This is a genomic window from Caballeronia cordobensis (assembly GCF_001544575.2).
Classification (GTDB): domain Bacteria; phylum Pseudomonadota; class Gammaproteobacteria; order Burkholderiales; family Burkholderiaceae; genus Caballeronia; species Caballeronia cordobensis.
Map to the genome: position 1 here is coordinate 68,509 of NZ_FCNY02000012.1, position 16,614 is coordinate 85,122.

General features: G+C 64.7%; 17 protein-coding genes. 5 read left to right on the forward strand and 12 right to left on the reverse strand.

All coding sequences use genetic code 11. The features are described 5' to 3' along the window. Window positions 1-46 precede the first annotated feature (46 nt). Genes AWB70_RS23130 through AWB70_RS23145 form a run of 4 tightly spaced genes read right to left on the reverse strand, consistent with a single transcriptional unit; the run spans window position 47 to window position 2,867 of the window. Window positions 47-628 carry a hydrolase gene (locus AWB70_RS23130; RefSeq protein WP_053569331.1) on the reverse strand — a complete coding sequence of 194 codons (582 nt, stop codon included), beginning with the start codon at window positions 626-628 and terminating at the stop codon, window positions 47-49. 23 nt (window positions 629-651) lie between these two features. Beyond that, window positions 652-1,137: a peptide-methionine (R)-S-oxide reductase MsrB gene (gene msrB, locus AWB70_RS23135; RefSeq protein ID WP_053569332.1), complete on the reverse strand. Its 486-nt coding sequence runs from the start codon at window positions 1,135-1,137 to the stop codon at window positions 652-654. Window positions 1,138-1,182: 45 nt separating this feature from the next. Further along, complete coding sequence (locus AWB70_RS23140; protein WP_014251249.1) at window positions 1,183-1,944, reverse strand: ABC transporter permease; 762 nt, start codon at window positions 1,942-1,944, stop codon at window positions 1,183-1,185. Then, window positions 1,941-2,867 (reverse strand): ABC transporter ATP-binding protein, encoded by a 927-nt coding sequence (locus AWB70_RS23145; protein WP_014251250.1) that lies wholly within the window; start codon window positions 2,865-2,867, stop codon window positions 1,941-1,943. Before AWB70_RS23145 ends, AWB70_RS23140 begins: the two co-directional genes overlap by 4 nt. 131 nt (window positions 2,868-2,998) lie before the next feature. Here AWB70_RS23145 and AWB70_RS23150 point away from each other — a divergent pair, with 131 nt between their 5' ends. Together AWB70_RS23150 and AWB70_RS23155 are read left to right on the forward strand one after the other, a co-directional pair. Further along, window positions 2,999-3,478: a 2,4'-dihydroxyacetophenone dioxygenase family protein gene (locus AWB70_RS23150; RefSeq protein WP_053569333.1), complete on the forward strand. Its 480-nt coding sequence runs from the start codon at window positions 2,999-3,001 to the stop codon at window positions 3,476-3,478. A gap of 115 nt (window positions 3,479-3,593) precedes the next feature. Further along, window positions 3,594-4,445 (forward strand): 3-hydroxybutyryl-CoA dehydrogenase, encoded by an 852-nt coding sequence (locus tag AWB70_RS23155; protein WP_041731846.1) that lies wholly within the window; start codon window positions 3,594-3,596, stop codon window positions 4,443-4,445. Here the strand turns inward: AWB70_RS23155 and AWB70_RS23160 are convergent. Beyond that, window positions 4,442-5,380 carry a glutathione S-transferase family protein gene (locus AWB70_RS23160; RefSeq protein WP_053569334.1) on the reverse strand — a complete coding sequence of 313 codons (939 nt, stop codon included), beginning with the start codon at window positions 5,378-5,380 and terminating at the stop codon, window positions 4,442-4,444. The genes AWB70_RS23155 and AWB70_RS23160 overlap by 4 nt on opposite strands. A 119-nt stretch (window positions 5,381-5,499) precedes the next feature. On the opposite strand from AWB70_RS23160, the gene AWB70_RS23165 reads away from it, so the two are divergent. Next, window positions 5,500-6,420 (forward strand): LysR family transcriptional regulator, encoded by a 921-nt coding sequence (locus AWB70_RS23165; protein WP_053569420.1) that lies wholly within the window; start codon window positions 5,500-5,502, stop codon window positions 6,418-6,420. Here AWB70_RS23165 and AWB70_RS23170 read toward each other — a convergent pair. The 3 genes from AWB70_RS23170 to AWB70_RS23180 are packed head-to-tail and all read right to left on the reverse strand — an operon-like array spanning window position 6,417 to window position 9,393. Further along, window positions 6,417-7,052: an ankyrin repeat domain-containing protein gene (locus AWB70_RS23170; protein WP_053569335.1), complete on the reverse strand. Its 636-nt coding sequence runs from the start codon at window positions 7,050-7,052 to the stop codon at window positions 6,417-6,419. The two genes, AWB70_RS23165 and AWB70_RS23170, sit on opposite strands and share 4 nt — an antisense overlap. Continuing rightward, window positions 7,049-7,654, reverse strand: a complete 606-nt coding sequence (locus AWB70_RS23175; protein ID WP_041731848.1) for a c-type cytochrome — start codon at window positions 7,652-7,654, stop codon at window positions 7,049-7,051. The genes AWB70_RS23170 and AWB70_RS23175 overlap by 4 nt, the downstream gene beginning before the upstream one ends. Beyond that, window positions 7,654-9,393, reverse strand: coding sequence for a pyrroloquinoline quinone-dependent dehydrogenase (locus tag AWB70_RS23180; RefSeq protein ID WP_053569336.1), 1,740 nt, complete (start codon window positions 9,391-9,393; stop codon window positions 7,654-7,656). The genes AWB70_RS23175 and AWB70_RS23180 overlap by 1 nt, the downstream gene beginning before the upstream one ends. A gap of 292 nt (window positions 9,394-9,685) precedes the next feature. On the opposite strand from AWB70_RS23180, the gene ydiK reads away from it, so the two are divergent. Together ydiK and AWB70_RS23190 are read left to right on the forward strand one after the other, a co-directional pair. After that, window positions 9,686-10,867 carry an AI-2E family transporter YdiK gene (gene ydiK / locus AWB70_RS23185; protein ID WP_075644269.1) on the forward strand — a complete coding sequence of 394 codons (1,182 nt, stop codon included), beginning with the start codon at window positions 9,686-9,688 and terminating at the stop codon, window positions 10,865-10,867. Between the two features lie 190 nt (window positions 10,868-11,057). Further along, window positions 11,058-11,597 (forward strand): DUF6572 domain-containing protein, encoded by a 540-nt coding sequence (locus AWB70_RS23190; RefSeq protein WP_053569337.1) that lies wholly within the window; start codon window positions 11,058-11,060, stop codon window positions 11,595-11,597. Between the two features lie 84 nt (window positions 11,598-11,681). Here the strand turns inward: AWB70_RS23190 and AWB70_RS23195 are convergent, their stop codons facing one another. The 4 genes from AWB70_RS23195 to AWB70_RS23210 all read right to left on the reverse strand — a co-directional run bounded on the left by AWB70_RS23195 (window position 11,682) and on the right by AWB70_RS23210 (window position 16,487). Continuing rightward, entirely contained in the window at window positions 11,682-12,392 is a 711-nt protein-coding gene (locus AWB70_RS23195; protein ID WP_053569338.1) for a hypothetical protein, read from the reverse strand. A gap of 108 nt (window positions 12,393-12,500) precedes the next feature. Beyond that, on the reverse strand, window positions 12,501-13,622 hold the full coding sequence (locus AWB70_RS23200) for an enoyl-CoA hydratase/isomerase family protein (RefSeq protein WP_053569339.1): 1,122 nt from the start codon (window positions 13,620-13,622) through the stop codon (window positions 12,501-12,503). A gap of 4 nt (window positions 13,623-13,626) precedes the next feature. Next, window positions 13,627-15,333, reverse strand: a complete 1,707-nt coding sequence (locus AWB70_RS23205; RefSeq protein WP_053569340.1) for an AMP-binding protein — start codon at window positions 15,331-15,333, stop codon at window positions 13,627-13,629. A gap of 20 nt (window positions 15,334-15,353) precedes the next feature. After that, the gene (locus tag AWB70_RS23210) at window positions 15,354-16,487 is read right to left on the reverse strand and encodes an acyl-CoA dehydrogenase family protein (RefSeq protein WP_053569421.1); all 1,134 of its coding nucleotides are present in this window, start codon (window positions 16,485-16,487) and stop codon (window positions 15,354-15,356) included. Window positions 16,488-16,614 lie beyond the last annotated feature (127 nt).

The window sequence follows — 16,614 nt, forward strand, 5'->3', positions numbered from 1 at the left end:
GCCCGTCGATATGAGACGTACGCTACAGCATAGGCGACGCGCGCCGCTATGCCAGCGCCGCCAGCACCTGCTGCGTCGAACGGATCCGGCCGATGCGCGGAAAGATGGCGCGGAGCGTGGATTCGTGCGTGTCGGCGCGCAGGTCGCTCATCGCGTCTTCGACGAAGATCTGCTCGTAGCCGCGCTCATGCGCGCCGCGCGCGGTCGTATCGACGCCGATCGCCGTCGCGATGCCGCCCAGCACGATCGTATCGATGCCGCGCCGGCGCAGATGCGAATCGAGGTCCGTACCGTAAAACGCGCCCCACTGCCGCTTGGTGACGACGATATCCGACGCCTCGACGCCGAGTTCCGCGCATAGCTCGCTCCAGCCCGCGGGCGCCGGCGCTTCCTGCGCCTGCCCCGCGTCGGTGATCGGGCGCAGGCCGCCCGGCGCGTTCGGAAACGCCACTTTCACGAGCACGACCGGCGCGCCGAGCGCGCGGAACCGGTCGGCGAGCGCGCGCGCGTTGGCAAGCACGCTCGCGGCGTCGTGAGGCTGCACGGGCAAGGCGGCGATGCCCTTTTGCAAATCGATCAGCACGAGCGCGGTCTTCGCGGCATCGAGCTTGAGTTCAGGTGCGTTCATGGGAAAGCCGGAAGATGAATGGATTATTGCGGGGCGTCGGGCCGGAATTCGAGCGCCGCGCCGTTCATGCAGTAGCGCAGGCCCGTGGGCTTCGGGCCGTCGTCGAAGACATGGCCGAGATGACCGCCGCAACGCCGGCAATGCACCTCGTTGCGCATGTGGCCGGTCGCCTCCGCGTGCATCGCGACGGCGCCGTCGAGCGGTTTCCAAAAACTCGGCCAGCCGGTGCCGCTCTCGAATTTCGTCGCCGATGAAAACATCGCGAGGCCGCATCCGGCGCACGCGTAGACGCCGTCGCGGCCTTCCTTGAGCAGCGGGCTCGCGAACGGCGGCTCGGTGCCGCCGCGCCGGAGCACGCGATATTGCTCGGATGACAGGCGTCGCCGCCAGCCGGCGCTGCCGTGATCGATTTCGTACGGCCGGGCAGGCGCCGCATGAGCCGGGCCGCCGGCGAACGCGGCCGCCATCGCATCGAGGAAATTGCGCTTCGTGCGTTTCATGATTTTCATCCGATGAACGCCCTCATGCCCGGCCGCCGCGCGAGGCGCGCCGCCTTATGATTTGAGCCGGTATCCGGTCCGGAAAATCCACGCGACGATCGCGATGAATACGGCCAGAAACACCAGCGTCATGCCGAAACTCACGCCGACTTCGACATCGGCGAGCCCGTAAAAGCTCCAGCGAAAGCCGCTGATCAGGTACACGACCGGGTTGAACAGCGCCACGGTCTTCCAGAACGGCGGCAGGATGTTGATCGAATAGAAGCTGCCGCCGAGAAACGTGAGCGGCGTGACGATCAGAAGCGGAATGATCTGCAGCTTCTCGAAACCGTCCGCCCAGATGCCGATGATGAACCCTAGCAGGCTGAACGTCACGGAGGTGAGCAGCAGAAACACGATCATCCAGACGGGGTGATCGATTCTGAGCGGAACGAAAAGTCCTGCCGTCAGAAGAATGATCAGCCCGAGAATGACGGATTTGGTCGCAGCCGCGCCCACGTAGCTCACGACCAGCTCGAAGTACGACACCGGCGCGGACAGCAGCTCGTAGATCGTGCCCGTGAACTTCGGAAAATAGATGCCGAAAGACGCATTCGCGATGCTTTGCGTGAGCAGGGACAGCATGACGAGGCCGGGCACGATGAACGCGCCGTAGCTGATGCCGTCCACTTCCGGAATGCGCGAGCCGATGGCCGCGCCGAACACGACGAAATAAAGCGACGTGGAAATGACCGGCGACACGATGCTCTGCATCAGCGTGCGCCCGGCGCGCGCCATCTCGAAACGGTAGATCGCGCGAACGGCGTATAGATTCATTTGGCTTCCCTGACGAGGCTCACGAAGATGTCTTCGAGCGAGCTTTGCGTCGTTTGCAGATCCTTGAAACGCACGCCGGCTTCGTCCACGTGCCGCAACAGCGCGATGATGCGGCCAGGCTCGTCGTGCGCGTCATACGTATAGGTGAGCTCGTTGCCGTCCGCGGAGCGCGCGAGCCCGTAAGGCGCGAGCGGCGCGGGAATGTCGGCGAGCGGATTCTCGAGCTGCAGCGTGAGCTTTTTCTGCCCGAGCTTGCGCATGAGCTCGCGCTTCTCCTCGACGAGCACGATCTCGCCGCGATTGATCACGCCGATGCGGTCCGCCATCTCCTCGGCTTCCTCGATGTAATGCGTCGTCAGGATGATGGTCACGCCGTTGCTCTGCAGTTCGCGCACGAGGCCCCACATGTCGCGGCGCAACTCGACATCGACGCCCGCAGTGGGCTCGTCGAGAAAGAGAATCTCCGGCTCGTGCGCGAGCGCCTTCGCGATCAGCACGCGCCGCTTCATGCCGCCCGAAAGCGTCATGATCTTGTTATCCTTCTTCGCCCACAGCGACAGCGACTTCAGCACTTTCTCGATGTACGCCGGGTTCTTCGGCCGCCCGAACAGCCCGCGGCTGAACGACACGGTCGCCCAGACGGTCTCGAAGGCGTCGGTGGTCAGTTCCTGCGGCACGAGGCCGATCATCTCGCGCGCGGCGCGATAATCCTTGACGATATCGTGCCCGGCAACGGTGACGGCGCCCTCGCTCGGATTCACGATGCCGCAGACAGTGCTGATGAGCGTGGTCTTGCCCGCCCCGTTCGGGCCGAGCAGCGCGAAAATTTCGCCGCGCCGGATCTCCAGGTTCACGTCCCGAAGCGCGCGGAAGCCCGACCCGTAGGTCTTGGACAGGTTGGAAACGGTGATGATGGTTGGCATGGCGTGGACGATAGCAGATACCGCGCGATCCGGCTTGGTCGGCAGGGGTCGTCCCGGGTCGTCCATTCGGCCGATGTTCGACATGCGCCGCGCTGCCTACAATGCACTGCTGAATGCAAGGAGCCGACATCATGCTGTTCGAACAGATCCACACCACCTGCCTCAACGACGCCGACCTGCCGTGGGTGCCGTTCACGCCATACAGCGAGCGCGTGCTCGTCAAGTATTTCAAGCTCGATCCCATTCGCGGCGAAGTCGTCGCGCTGATCAAGGCGCCGGCCAAAGGCCAGATGCCGCGGCATCGGCATACGGGCACGGTGATCGTCTACACGGTCGCGGGAAGCTGGAAGTATCGCGAGCACGAGTGGGTCGCGAGGCCGGGCAGCGTCGTGTACGAAACGGCGGGATCGAGCCACACGCCGGAGGCCTTACCACCGGATTCGGGTGGCGCGGATATCGTCACGCTCAATATCATTCAGGGCGAACTGCTTTTCGTGGACGACAGCGACCGGGTGCTCGCCGCCGAGAACTGGAAGAGCGGCTGGGACCGTTACGCTGCCTTTTGTCATGCAAACGGCATCGCGCCCAAGGATTTGACGGCTTTCGGGTAACGTCGCGGCCCGCGTCGCTGGGTAGAATCGTCCTTTCGGAATCGCGGTGACGCGCATTCGACCATTTCCGGTTTGCCGGCCGCTCGCGCCGGCGCAGATTGAGGAGGAGCACAGCATGAAGATTCAGACCGTCGGCATCGTCGGTGCGGGAACCATGGGCAACGGCATCGCGCAGGTCGCGGCCGTCGCGGGCTTCAGGGTCGTGCTGATCGACGTCACCGACGCCGCGCTCGCGAAGGGCGTCAAAACGCTGACGGGCAGCCTGGAGCGGCTCGTGTCGAAGGACAAGCTGGAGGCCGCCGCGCGCGACGCCGCATTGAAGCGCATCGAGACCTCGACCGACTACGCGCGCCTCGCGGAGGCCGACATCGTCATCGAAGCCGCGACCGAGAACGCCGAGCTCAAGAACCGCATCCTGAAGCAGATCGAAGAAGCCGCGCGGCCCGATGCGATCATCGCGTCGAACACGTCGTCGATCTCGATCACCGCGCTCGCGGCGACGCTCGCCACGCCGGAGCGCTTTATCGGCATGCACTTCTTCAATCCGGTGCCGCTCCTGCCGCTCGTCGAAGTCATCCGCGGCGTGCAGACGAGCGACGAAACCGCCGCCGCCGTGCGCGAGCTCACCGAAAAGGTCGGCAAATCGCCGATCGGCGTGCGCAACTCGCCGGGCTTCGTCGTCAACCGCATTCTCGTGCCGATGATCAACGAGGCGTTCTACGTGCTCTATGAAGGCGTTGCGAGCGCGGAGGAAATCGACGCGGGCATGAAGCTCGGCGCGAATCATCCGATCGGCCCGCTCGCGCTGGCGGACCTGATCGGCCTCGACGTGTGCCTCTCCGTGATGGACGTATTCCTCAAGGACTTCGGCGATTCGAAGTACCGCGCGTGCCCGCTGTTGCGCGAGCTCGTCGCGGCGGGACGCCTCGGGCGCAAGACGAAGCGCGGCGTGTATCAGTACGACTAGGCCGCGAAATCGAGCACCGGTCCGGCGGGCACGATGCCCGTCGGATTGATCGTGCGGTGGCTCTGGTAGTAGTGCCCCTTGATGTGCTCGAAGTTCACCGTCGCCGCGATGCCCGGCATGCGGTAGATCTCGCGCAGATATCTCGACAGATTCGGATAGTCCGCAATGCGCCGCAGATTGCACTTGAAGTGGCCGACATACACGGCGTCGAAGCGCACGAGCGTCGTGAAAAGCCGGATGTCCGCTTCCGTGAAGCGCTCGCCCGTGAGGTAGCGGCGCGTGTCCAGCCGTTTTTCGAGCATGTCGAGCGTGTCGAAAAGCGGCGTGACCGCTTCCTCGTAGGCGGCTTGCGTCGTCGCGAAGCCCGCCTTGTAGACGCCGTTGTTGACCGTGTCGTAGATGCGCGCGTTGAGCGCGTCGATTTCGTCGCGCAGTTCGGGCGGATAGTAATCGCCCGGTTTCGCGCCAATACCGTCGAACGCCGAATTCAGCATGCGAATGATTTCCGACGACTCGTTGTTGACGATCGTCCCGCGCATCTTGTCCCACAGGATCGGCACGGTCACGCGCCCGCTGTAGCGCGCGTCGGCGGCGGTGTAGACCTCGTGCAGGTAGCGCGCGCCGTTGATCGTATCGGGCGCGACGCCGGGGCCGTCGTCGAAAGTCCAGCCGTTTTCCAGCATCAGCCAGTTGACGACCGATACGTCGATCATCGCGTCGAGCCCTTTCAGCGTGCGCATGATGAGCGTGCGATGCGCCCACGGGCACGCGAGGCTCACGTACAGGTGATAACGTCCCGCCTCCGCCCTGAAGCCGCTTTCGCCCTCCGCCGTGACCCGGTTGCGAAACGCGGCGTCCTTGCGCACGAAGCGCCCGCCCGTGGACGACGTGTCGTACCACTTGTCCTGCCATGTCCCATCGACGAGAAGTCCCATCTTTCTGCTCCCTTGAGTCGCCTTTCGCGCGCGCAATCCGCGCGCCCAAGCGAATGATGGACCATCACATGCCGCTTGCCGTACGATCGTCCCGATGAAACCGTTCGATGGAGCCGAACATGTTGTCGGAGGAAGAACTCTCGCTGCTCGACGCGATCCGCGAAACCGGCAGCCTGTCGCGCGCGGCGGCGCGGCTCGGCAAGGCGCCCTCGACGGTTTCCCATGCCGCGCGGCAGCTCGAAACGCGCTTCGATGCGCTGCTGTTCGACCGGCGGCGCTATCGCCTGCAACTGACGCCCGCCGGCCATCTGCTCGCCGACGAAGCCGCGCGCCTCATGCTCGACGTATCGCGGCTTGCGCAGCGCGTGAAGCAGATCGCGAGCGGCTGGGAAGACCGGCTATGGGTCGTCTGCGATGAAATCCTCGAATTCGAGACGCTGCTGCCGGTCGTGCAGGCGTTCGATACGCTCGATTCCGGCGTGGCGCTGCGCCTCACCCACGAAGTGCTCTCCGGCACCTGGGAAGCCTTGCGCGACGGCCGCGCGGACCTGATCGTCGGCGCGACCAACGAGCCGCCCGCGATTCCCGGCCTGCGCTGGTTCGAGCTCGGCGTGATGCAATGGACGTTCGCGGTCTCGCCGCGCCATCCGCTCGCGAAGTTGAACGAGCCGCTCAGGCGCGAGCAGATCGCGGCGCATCGGGCGGTGGTCGTCGCGGATTCGTCGCGTTCGGCGGGACGCGCCTACGGCGTGCTCGGCGGACAGGCCGCGCTCGCGGTGCCGACGATGCGCGCGAAAATCCTCGCGCAGCGGCAAGGGCTCGGCACGGGCTGGGTGCCGCGGCATCGCGTGCAAACGCTGCTCGCGCGTGGCGAACTCGTCGAAAAGGAAACCGCCGATCCGCGCGAGCCGAACGTGCTGTACGTCGCGTGGCGCGGCGACCACGAAGGCCGCGCGCTGCAATGGTGGATCGAGCAGTTGCGCCAGCCGCGTCTCGCGCAGCGTCTCGTCGAGGGCATCGACGCCTTTGCCCAGGCCTAGCCGCTCGACAGCAACGCAGCGACATGCGTCGAGCCGGTCTGCTCGGCGATGTCCTTCGCCGTCATGCCGCGGTCGTCGCGCAGATCGCGTCGCGCGCCGCGGGCGAGCAGCATCGACGCCGTTTCCTCGCGATCGTAGCCCGCCGCCCACATCAGCGCCGTGAGGTGATTGCGATACGCCGCGTTCACGTCGACGCCCGCATCGAGCAGACGCTGCACGACGGCCGTGTGCCCGCGCCCGGCCGCATACTCGATCGCCGTCTTGCCGACGCGGTCGGTCGCCATCACATCAACGCGATGCGCAATCAGAAGCGCGGCGATTTCGTCGTTGCCCTCGAACGCGGCGGCCATCAGCGGCGTGATGCCTTGCACGTCCGCCTGGCTCACGTTCGCGCCGCGCTCGATCAGCATGCGCGCCATCGGCGTCAAGCCTTTCTTGCATGCGCTGATGAGCGGCGTGTCGCCGATGCGGTTGCGTGAATTGATGGCCGCGCCTTCGTCGAGCAGGCGCGTGACGGCCGCCTGATCGCCTTCCCTCGTGGCGGCGAGCAGGCGTTCGTTGAGCGCGTAGGCGTCCTGCTCGGCGTGGGCGAGCGCGCAAACCAGCATCATCGAGAAGACGAGCGCTCTCATTGCAGATTCGCGATGTAGTTCGCGAGATTCTGGATATCCGCGTCGGTCAGGTTCTTCGATACGCTCGTCATGTTGCCCGCGTCGTTCGTGCGCTTCCTGTCGCGGAAGTCCTGCAACTGCTTGACGATATACGGATACTGCTGCCCCGCGACGCGCGGAATCTCGTTCTGCCCGGTGAAGCCGCCGAGATGGCACATCGTGCAGAGAATCTCCTCCGACTTCTTTCGGCCCGCTTCGACCTTGACCGGGTCCGCCTTGAAATCGGTGGCGATGGGTTTCTGCGCGGCGAAGTAATCCGCGAGCGCGTGCATGTCGTCGGGCGTGAGGTTTTCGACCATCGGCGACATGCGCGGATCGCTGCGGCGGCCCGCCTTGAAGTCGCGCAGTTGCAGATAGAGATAGCGCGAAGTCTGCCCCGCGAGCGACGGATAGTCGCCCGTCGTCGAGTTGCCGCCGAGCCCGTGACACGTCGTGCAGATGGCGGCCTTCGCCGCGACGTCGCCCGCCGCGCGCGAGAACGACGGCAGCGACAGCAGCAGGCACGCGGCGAGCCACAGCGCGTACACCAGCCAGACACGCTTACGTTTCGAACGCGTCATCATCAAGGCAGCGCGAACACGAGCACACTGTTGCCGCGCTTGAAGTCGAGTTGCGTGTTGCCGCCCGCGGCGACCGCGATGTACTGCTTGCCGTTCACGGTGTACGACACCGCCGGCGCATTCACCCCCGCGCCGCACTGGAACTCCCAGAGCTTGCGGCCCGTCGCCGCGTCGAAGGCGCGAAAGAGCCCGTTGCCCTCGCCGTTGAACACGAGCCCGCCCGCGGTCGCGAGCACGCCGCCGATGAGCGGCTGCTCCGTCTTGTAGCCCCACGCGATCTTGCCCGTATCGACATTCACCGCGACGAGCCGGCCCCACTGCTGCTCCGAGGGAATCACCTTGAAGGCGCCGCCAAGCCAGATCTTGCCACCGGGATACGCCGCTTCCTCGACCTGATACGTCATCGGCTGATGCAGGTTCGCCGCGTAAGCGAGGCGCGTCTTCGGGCTGAAGGCCATCGGCGACCATTCGACGCCGCCGTTCGCGCCCGGCAGCATGCGCGCGCCGTTGGGCGTCGGCAGGGTCCATACGCCTTCCTGCGGAATCATCGCTTCGGAGACGCGGATCAGTTTGCCGTCGCGGCGATCGTGTACGTAGACGAAGCCCGTCTTCCCGCCGTGGATGATGCCGGGAATCATCTGCCCGTTCCGGTCTTTCACGTCGATGAGAATCGGCGGGCTGGCCGCGTCGAGATCCCATACGTCGTGCGCGATGTACTGATAGTGCCACTTGTACTTGCCGCTATCGAGATCGACCGCGACGAGCGAATCGGTGTAGAGATTGTCGCCGGGGCGAATCGCGCCATACAGATCGGGCGACGGATTACCCACCACGAAATACACCGTGCGCGTCTGACGATCGATCGCGGGCGCCATCCACACGCCGCCGCCGAGCGTCTTCGTGAACTCCGTGCCCTTGTCCGCGAGCGTCTTTTTCTCCGCGGCGATGTCGCGCTTCATGTTGCGGCCCACGGCGTCGTTCTCGGCCCACACGCCTTCGCTGCCCGTGTCGGGGATCGTGTAGAAGGTCCAGAGCAACTGGCCGGAGTTCGCATCGAACGCCTTCACGAAGCCGCGTATGCCGTACTCGCCGCCGTTCGTGCCGATCAGCACCTTGTCTTCGACGACGACTGGCGCCATCGTTTCCGAATAGCCGAGCTCGGGATCGGCGATCTGCGTCGACCAGAGCTCGCCGCCGGTCTTCGCATCGAGCGCGACGAGCTTCGAATCGAGCGTGCCCATGAAGAGCCGGTTGCCCGCAATCGCCACGCCGCGGTTGTTCGGTCCGCAGCAGAAGGTCGTGACCGGCCCCATCTTGTGCTTGTAATGCCAGAACTCCTTGCCCGTGACCGCGTCGATCGCATAGACGTGGTTGTACGACGTGGTGAGGAACATGACGCCGTTCGAGACGATCGGCGCGGTTTCCATCGACTCCATCACCGCCGTCTGGAAGATGAACGCGGGTTTGAGCTTCGCCACGTTCGACGTGTTGATCTGCGTCGCGGGCGCGAAGCGCGTCTCGGCATACGAGCCGTTCGAATGCAGCCACGATGCGCTGTCGCCCGCGGCGCCGTCGAGTTGCTGCTGCGAGACCGGCCGCAACGCCGATGGAACCGGCGAGGCCTGCGTCGTGTTGGCGTTCTGGATTTCGTCGGCGGCCAGGGCGCCGGGCGATGTCACGATCCCGAAAGCACCGGCGGCGACAATGAAAGGAACGAGCGAAGTGCGGGAAAAACCGGCCATGACAGTCTCCCAAATCGTTCTTGTATCGTCCTCGGGACGCGCGGCGGAACATGCCTGCTCTCTTCTGCGCCCAAAAAAGAATAGGCAATTTAATAACGTATTTCCAGCAGACATCGAAGGCTCGGGTTCGATGCACCACGCGATTTTTAGTAGTATGGATTGCATGCCGTTATGATTGCGCCCTTGCCGGATCGCGGCCTTTCGCTTATCCCTTGTCCATCGCCCGATACGCGCCATCGCTTTGCGTTTTTTCTTCGCGCGGCATCGGCTCTCACTTTCATCCGGACGCATCATGCCAATTCCACCCATCGGGCAGCCGAATCCCAATCCCCCGAGTCCCCGCCAGCCGGTGGATATCGCCCGCATTCTGCTCGTCATCACGATCCTGACCGCGCTCACGGTCGGCAGCCTCTATGTGCTGCGTCCGTTCCTGCCCGGCCTCATCTGGGCGACGACGATCGTCGTGGCGACCTGGCCGCTCATGCTCGCCGTGCAGCGCCGCTGCGGCAACCGCCGCTGGATCGCGACGACCGTGATGCTGCTCGTGCTTCTGGTCGTCATCGTGCTGCCGCTCTATTCGGCGATCTCGACGCTCGCTGAACATGGCGGCGAAATCATGGCCGCCGTGAAAAGCCTGCCGAGCTACGCGCTGCCGCCGCCGCCGGGCTGGGTGCACGACGTGCCGCTCGCCGGCGCGCGCGTTTCGAAAGAATGGCAAATGCTGTCCGATGCGGGCCCCGGCGGCCTGCTCGCGAAGCTGGAGCCGTACGTGACGATCGTCGCGCGCTGGATGCTTTCGCATGCGGCCGTCGTCGGCGTGTTCGTGATGCACATGGTGATCACCGTCATCATTTCCGGCATTCTGTATATGAACGGCGAGGCGGCGGGACGCTTCGTCGTGCGCTTCGCGACGCGCATCGCCACGCTGCGCGGTGCGGAAGCCGTGAAGCTCGCCGGCCTCGCGATTCGCGCGGTGGCGCTCGGCATCGTCGTGACGGCGGTGACGCAGTCGGCGCTCGGCGGCATCGGGCTTGCGCTCGCGGGCGTGCCGGCGGCGGGCATCATCACGGCCGTCATGCTGATGCTGTGTCTCGCGCAGATCGGCCCGCTGCTGCCGCTGCTCGGCGGGGTCGCATGGCTCTTCTGGCACGACCACAACATCGCGGGATCGCTGCTGCTCGTGTGGTCCATCATGATCGCGATGCTCGACAATTTCCTGCGGCCGATTCTCATCAAGCGCGGCGTGAATCTGTCGATGCTCCTGATTCTCTCCGGCGTGCTCGGCGGCATGTTCGCGTTCGGAATAGTCGGATTGTTCATCGGTCCTGTGATTCTCGCGGTGACGTCGACGATCCTGAATGCGTGGATCAACGAGCAGCCGCCGCTGGCGCATGTCGAAGCGATACCGAACGAGGAAGTCGCCAAAGCCGCGTCCGCCGGGGATCTCGCGGATGCATCGCGCAGACGCACCTGATTGATGAATAGATTGTCGTTTTGTCGAAATTGTTTGCAGCAATCAGATTGCACTTAATTGACGGATTAGGATTCTTATTAAATTGAGATTTTGTCCCATTAAACATGGTGTTTCACGATAATCCGGTCGTGAAGATCCATTACAATGCGTCCATTGATATTTGCCCGACTGAGGGCGCAGGGGATTGACCATGTCTGTGCGCGACGTGGACGCGATCGACTACATCGGAGTGAACATTCTCTTCAGGCGCGTTTATGTCGGGCTCTTCGACGAGCTCGACTGGCGCGATGAACGGGAGCATCAGGATTTGCTCACGAAGAAAATCGACCGCTACATTTCTTATGTTCGTTCGGGCAAGTTATTGCTGAATTATCCGAAGGTTCGCGGCTATGAGATCGTGATCGAATATGTGTCGATGCATGCCATGCCTGCGTCCGCGCGCGAATACTGGAAATCGCGTGAACGCTTATTGGCCGATGCCGGTTATACGGTGCATATTCGCGGCGTGGATGTGCGTCACTCCCTTGGCCTGACCGTGGATGAACCCGAGCATGTCGACGCCGAGCCCGTCGAGCCGCCCGCGCTGGAAGTGCTCGATCCGGACCCGAACTCGCAGCTCACCGACATCGCCGATATCTCCTATCTCCCGCCGTTGTCGCCCAAGGCACGCAGGCAGCAGGCGCTGCCCGTGCTGAGGCGTCTCGCGATGCGCCAGGCGACCGGCCGCTAAACGCAACACCCGCACGCAAAAAAGCGGCGTGGCTCAGTTTGAGCCACGCCGCTTTCGTTTTGCGCGCGCGTTCGCCGCGCGGCATCACTTCGTGCCGGTCAACGCCGACGTTGCGATCGACGGAACGGAAATGCCGTTGGTCTTCGCGTATTGCACCGCCTGCGTGAGCGTCTGTACGAGCGACTGCAACTGTCCCGGCGCGGATTGCGCGATATAGGTCGCGGCCTGCGCCGTCGCCGGGTTCGATCCCGCCTGCAGCAGCGACGACATGTTCATCGAATTCGACACCGAGCCGAGGTCCGATTGCAGGCCGGCGTACTGCTTGACGCCTTGCCCGAGCGACGCAAGGCCATCGGTGAAAGTCTTCTTGCTGGTTGCGGTGGCCGGCGCGGTCGAGCCGCCCGCGAACGCCTGCATCAACGATTGCGACACGCTCTGCTGCGTGCCGCCGAGCTGCGACAGCACGCTCGCGCTCGGCACACCGCTTCCGCCCGACGCGCCCTGCAGCAAGCCCGCCGCCGATTGCGCCTGGCTCGCGACGCTCGACATGCCCATCGCGGAGGCAAGGCTCGATTGCCCCGAGAGCACTTGCTGGTTCGCGCCGAGATAGTTCTGCACGAGCGACGACAGCGCCGAAGGCTGCGCCGCGCCGTTCGCGCCGGCGGCGGCTTCGGACTTATCGCTGCCGAAGCCGAATTGCTGAAGATTGATCTGCGCGTAAGATGCGGCCGGTGCGATCAACGCGATGGCGATGCCCGCCGACAAAAGCGCTCGATGTGAATGACGGATCGGCATAGTGGTTCCCCTCTCGAATTGTCCGATGATCGATAAAGCCAGCTTCGACTCATCGGACATTCACGCAGTTCGCCGCGGAAACATTTGCTTGCGAATTGCGTCTGGAGATTATGCGCACAGATCCCCGAGCGGATGCATCTCTTTACGCCACGGCGATGAGAGAAAGTGCTGCACGCGCTCGGCGCGCACCTGCGCGAGCGTCGTCGGCGCGAAACGAGGCCGCCGATCCTTGTCGATGATGAGCGCGCGCACGCCTTCGACGAAATCGCCGTCATCGATCGCGCGATACACCACGCCCAGCTCCATGCGAAAGCAATCCGCAAGGGACATCTGCCGGCCGCGCAGGAGCGCGTGATACGTCACTTCGAGCATGGTCGGCGAGTGGCTTGCGAGCGTGGCGAGCGTCGCGCGCGACCATTCGTTGTCCGCATCGGCAGCGAGCGACGCCGCGATGCGTTCCGCGCCGCCCGTCGGGCACGGCGCGAAGTGCCGCCGGATCTGCGCGCGGATGTCGTCGAGCGGCGCGTGGCGCTCGATATTCGCGCCCGGCACGAACACGCGCTTCAACTGCGTCATTGCATCTTGCGCATCGTTCCAGCGCAGCGTTTCGAGACGCTCGATGAAACCGCGCAGCCAGGTAGACGGCACGCATTCGTCCGCGAGCCCGATGCGCTTCGCATCCGCGCCCGACAACGTCGCGCCGGTCAGGCCGACATACAGCGCGAGATCGCGCGGCAGCACGCGCAGGAAGTGCGTCGCGCCGACATCGGGCAACAGGCCAATACGCGTTTCGGGCATCGCCATGCGCGTGCGCTCGGTCGCGATGCGCAACGCGGCGCCCTGCGCGAGTCCCATGCCGCCGCCCATCACGATGCCATCCATCAGCGCGATGACCGGCTTCGAGAAACGATGAATCGTGTAATCGAGCCGGTATTCGTCGATGAAGAATTTCAGCCACGGCGTGGCGTGATGCGGATCGTTGCGTGCGGCGTGATACAGCTTGCGCACGTCGCCGCCCGCGCAAAATGCTTTGTCGCCGCTGCCGCGTAAAACGACCGCGAGAATGGCATCGTCCTCGGCGCAGGTCGCGAAACGATCGGCGAGCAGCGCGATCATGTCGTGCGACAGCGCGTTCAACGCATGCGGCCGGTCGAGCGTGATGATCGCCACCCGATTGACGATCTCGAACGCAACCTCGGGCGTGTCGCGCAACAGTGCTTGCGTGCTCATGCGCTCAATCCGCCTTGCCGCTCTGACGCAGCTCCGGAAAATCCTCTTCCCAGAACTCGAACTCGCCGCGCGCGCCCGCTTCCGCGCGCGCCGCTTCCTGCCTGCGCAAATCGACGCGGCGGATCTTGCCGGAAATCGTCTTCGGCAGTTCGGCGAATTCCAGCCGGCGGATGCGCTTGTACGGCGCGAGCCGCTCGCGCGAGAACGCGAACACGCTCTTCGCGAGTTCCGGTCCGATGGCATAGCCGTGACGCAGCGTGACGAACGCCTTCGGCACCGACAGGCGCAGCGGATCGGGACTCGGCACGACCGCAGCCTCCGCAATCGCCTCGTGCTCGATCAGCACGCTTTCAAGCTCGAAAGGACTCAGCCGGTAATCCGACGACTTGAACACGTCGTCCGCCCGGCCCACATAGACGAAGTAGCCGTCCGCGCCGCGCGCCGCCACGTCGGACGTGCGATAGAAGCCGCCGCGCATCGCGTTTTCGGTGGCTTTCGCGTTGCCGGCGTAACCGGTCATCAGGCCGAGCGGCGGCGGATTCAGTTCGAGCGCGATCTCGCCTTCCTCGGCGTGCGCGCCGTCCGGATCGAGCAGCGCCACGCGATAACCCGGCAACGGGCGGCCCATCGAGCCCGGCACGAGCCGCTGGCCCGGCGTGTTGGCGATCTGCGCGGTGGTCTCGGTTTGCCCGTAGCCATCGCGGATCGACAAGCCCCACGCGGCCTGCACGCGCTCGATGATCTCCGGATTGAGCGGCTCGCCCGCGCCCACGATCTCGCGCAGCTTCACCGCATACGAAGCGAGCGGCTCCTGCACCAGCATGCGCCACACGGTCGGCGGCGCGCAAAGCGTGGTGACGTCGTGCTTGACGAGCGCATCGAGCGTGCGCGCCGCGTCGAAGCGGCTGAAGTTGTAGATGAACACGCACGCCTGCGCATTCCACGGCGCGAAGAAGCAGCTCCACGCGTGCTTCGCCCAGCCGGGCGAGCTGATGTTCCAGTGCACGTCGCCGGGTTGCAGGCCGATCCAGTACATCGTCGACAAATGGCCGACCGGATAGCTTTGATGCGTATGCGCGACGAGCTTCGGCTTCGACGTCGTGCCCGAGGTGAAGTACAGCAGATACGGATCGTTGGCGTTCGTTTCGGCATCCGGACGAAAATCCGGCGCTGCATCGTAAGCGGCTTCGTAGGCGAGCCAGCCGTCCTTCGCGCCGCCCACCGCAATGCGCAAACCGGGCACGTCGATGCCGTCGAACTTCTTCGTTTCCGCCGCATCGACGATCACATGCTGCACGCCGCCCAGCGCGATGCGGTCGCGCAGGTCCGCGCTCGCGAGCTGCGTCGTGGCGGGCAGGACGATCGCGCCGAGCTTCATCGCGGCGAGCATCGTTTCCCATAGCTCGACGCGGTTCGGCAGCATCAGCAGAATGCGTTCGCCGCGCCCGACGTTCAGGCCGCGCAAATGATTCGCCACGCGCGCGGAACGCTCGCTCATCTGCGCGAACGAAAGACGCGTCTCGCCGCCGCCTTCATTGACGATATGCAGCGCAGGCGCATCGTTGCCGCGCGCCATCGGATCGAAATAATCGAGCGCCCAGTTGAAGCGATCGAGCACGGGCCACTCGAACTCGCGATACGCCGTGTCGTAATCGGTGCGATGCGCAAAGAGAAAATCTCGTGCTTCGATGAATGCCTGTGCTCGATTCATTGCGTCTCCGTTTATAGGTTTTAGACGTTGCGCGCGATCACCATCCGTTGCACTTCGCTCGTGCCCTCGTAAATCTGCGTGATGCGCGCATCCCGATAGTGACGCTCCACCGGATAGTCCTGCAGATAGCCGTAGCCGCCGTGAATCTGGATCGCATCGGAACACACGCGCTCGGCCATTTCGGATGCATACAGCTTCGCCTGCGACGCCTCCGACAGGCACGGCACGCCTTCCGTGCGCATGCGCGCCGCGTGATGAATCAAGAGGCGCGCGGCGTTGATCTGCGTCTGCATGTCGGCGAGCATGTTCGCGACCGACTGATGTTCCCGGATCGCCTTGCCGAACTGCACGCGGTCTTTGGCATACGCGCGTGCCGCGTCGAACGCCGCGCGCGCGATGCCGAGCGCCTGCGCCGCGATGCCGATGCGCCCGCCTTCGAGATTCGACAACGCGATCTTCAGCCCTTCGCCGCGCTGGCCGAGCAGATTCCCGGCGGGAATCGCGCAATCGTCGAAGTTGATCGGGCAGGTATCCGATGCGCGGATGCCCAGCTTGTGCTCCGGCGCGCCGACGTTGAAGCCTGGCGTATCCGTCGGCACGATGAACGCCGAGATGCCGCGCTTGCCCAGTTCGGGATCGGTGACGGCGAAGACGATCGCGACGCCCGCGCGCCTGCCGTTGGTGACGAACTGCTTGCTGCCCGAAAGCACCCACTTGCCGTCTTTCTCGACGGCGCGCACGCGCAGGTTGTTCGCCTCGGAGCCCGCCTGCGGCTCCGTCAGGCAAAACGCGCCGATGATCTCGCCGCTCGCGAGCTTCGGCAGCCATTCCGCCTTCTGCGCGTCGGTGCCGTACGCGAGAATCGGGCCGCAGCCGACGGAGTTGTGCACGCTCATCAGCGTCGCGCAGGACGCGCAGCCGGCGGCGATTTCTTCCATCGCAAGCGCGTAGGCGGTGTAATCGCTGAAGGTGCCGCCGAGTTCCGCGGGCACGATCATGCCGAGCAGGCCGAGTTCGCCGAGCTGCTTCACGACCGCGTCGGGAATGGCGCCGTCCTTGTCCCACTGGCCCGCGTTGGGCGCGAGCACTTCGGTGGCGAACTGGCGAGCCGCGTCGCGGATCATGCGCTGCTCTTCGGTGAGGAAAGCGTCGATCATGTTTCGATTATCGGGTGATGGAATGGTGGCGGCTGTTGCGAGGCATCGATCGGATACACTGGCTCGCCGCCGTCAGACGGGCGGATGGGCCGTCTGCGCACGAGTCTAGGCAATCGCCGGACAT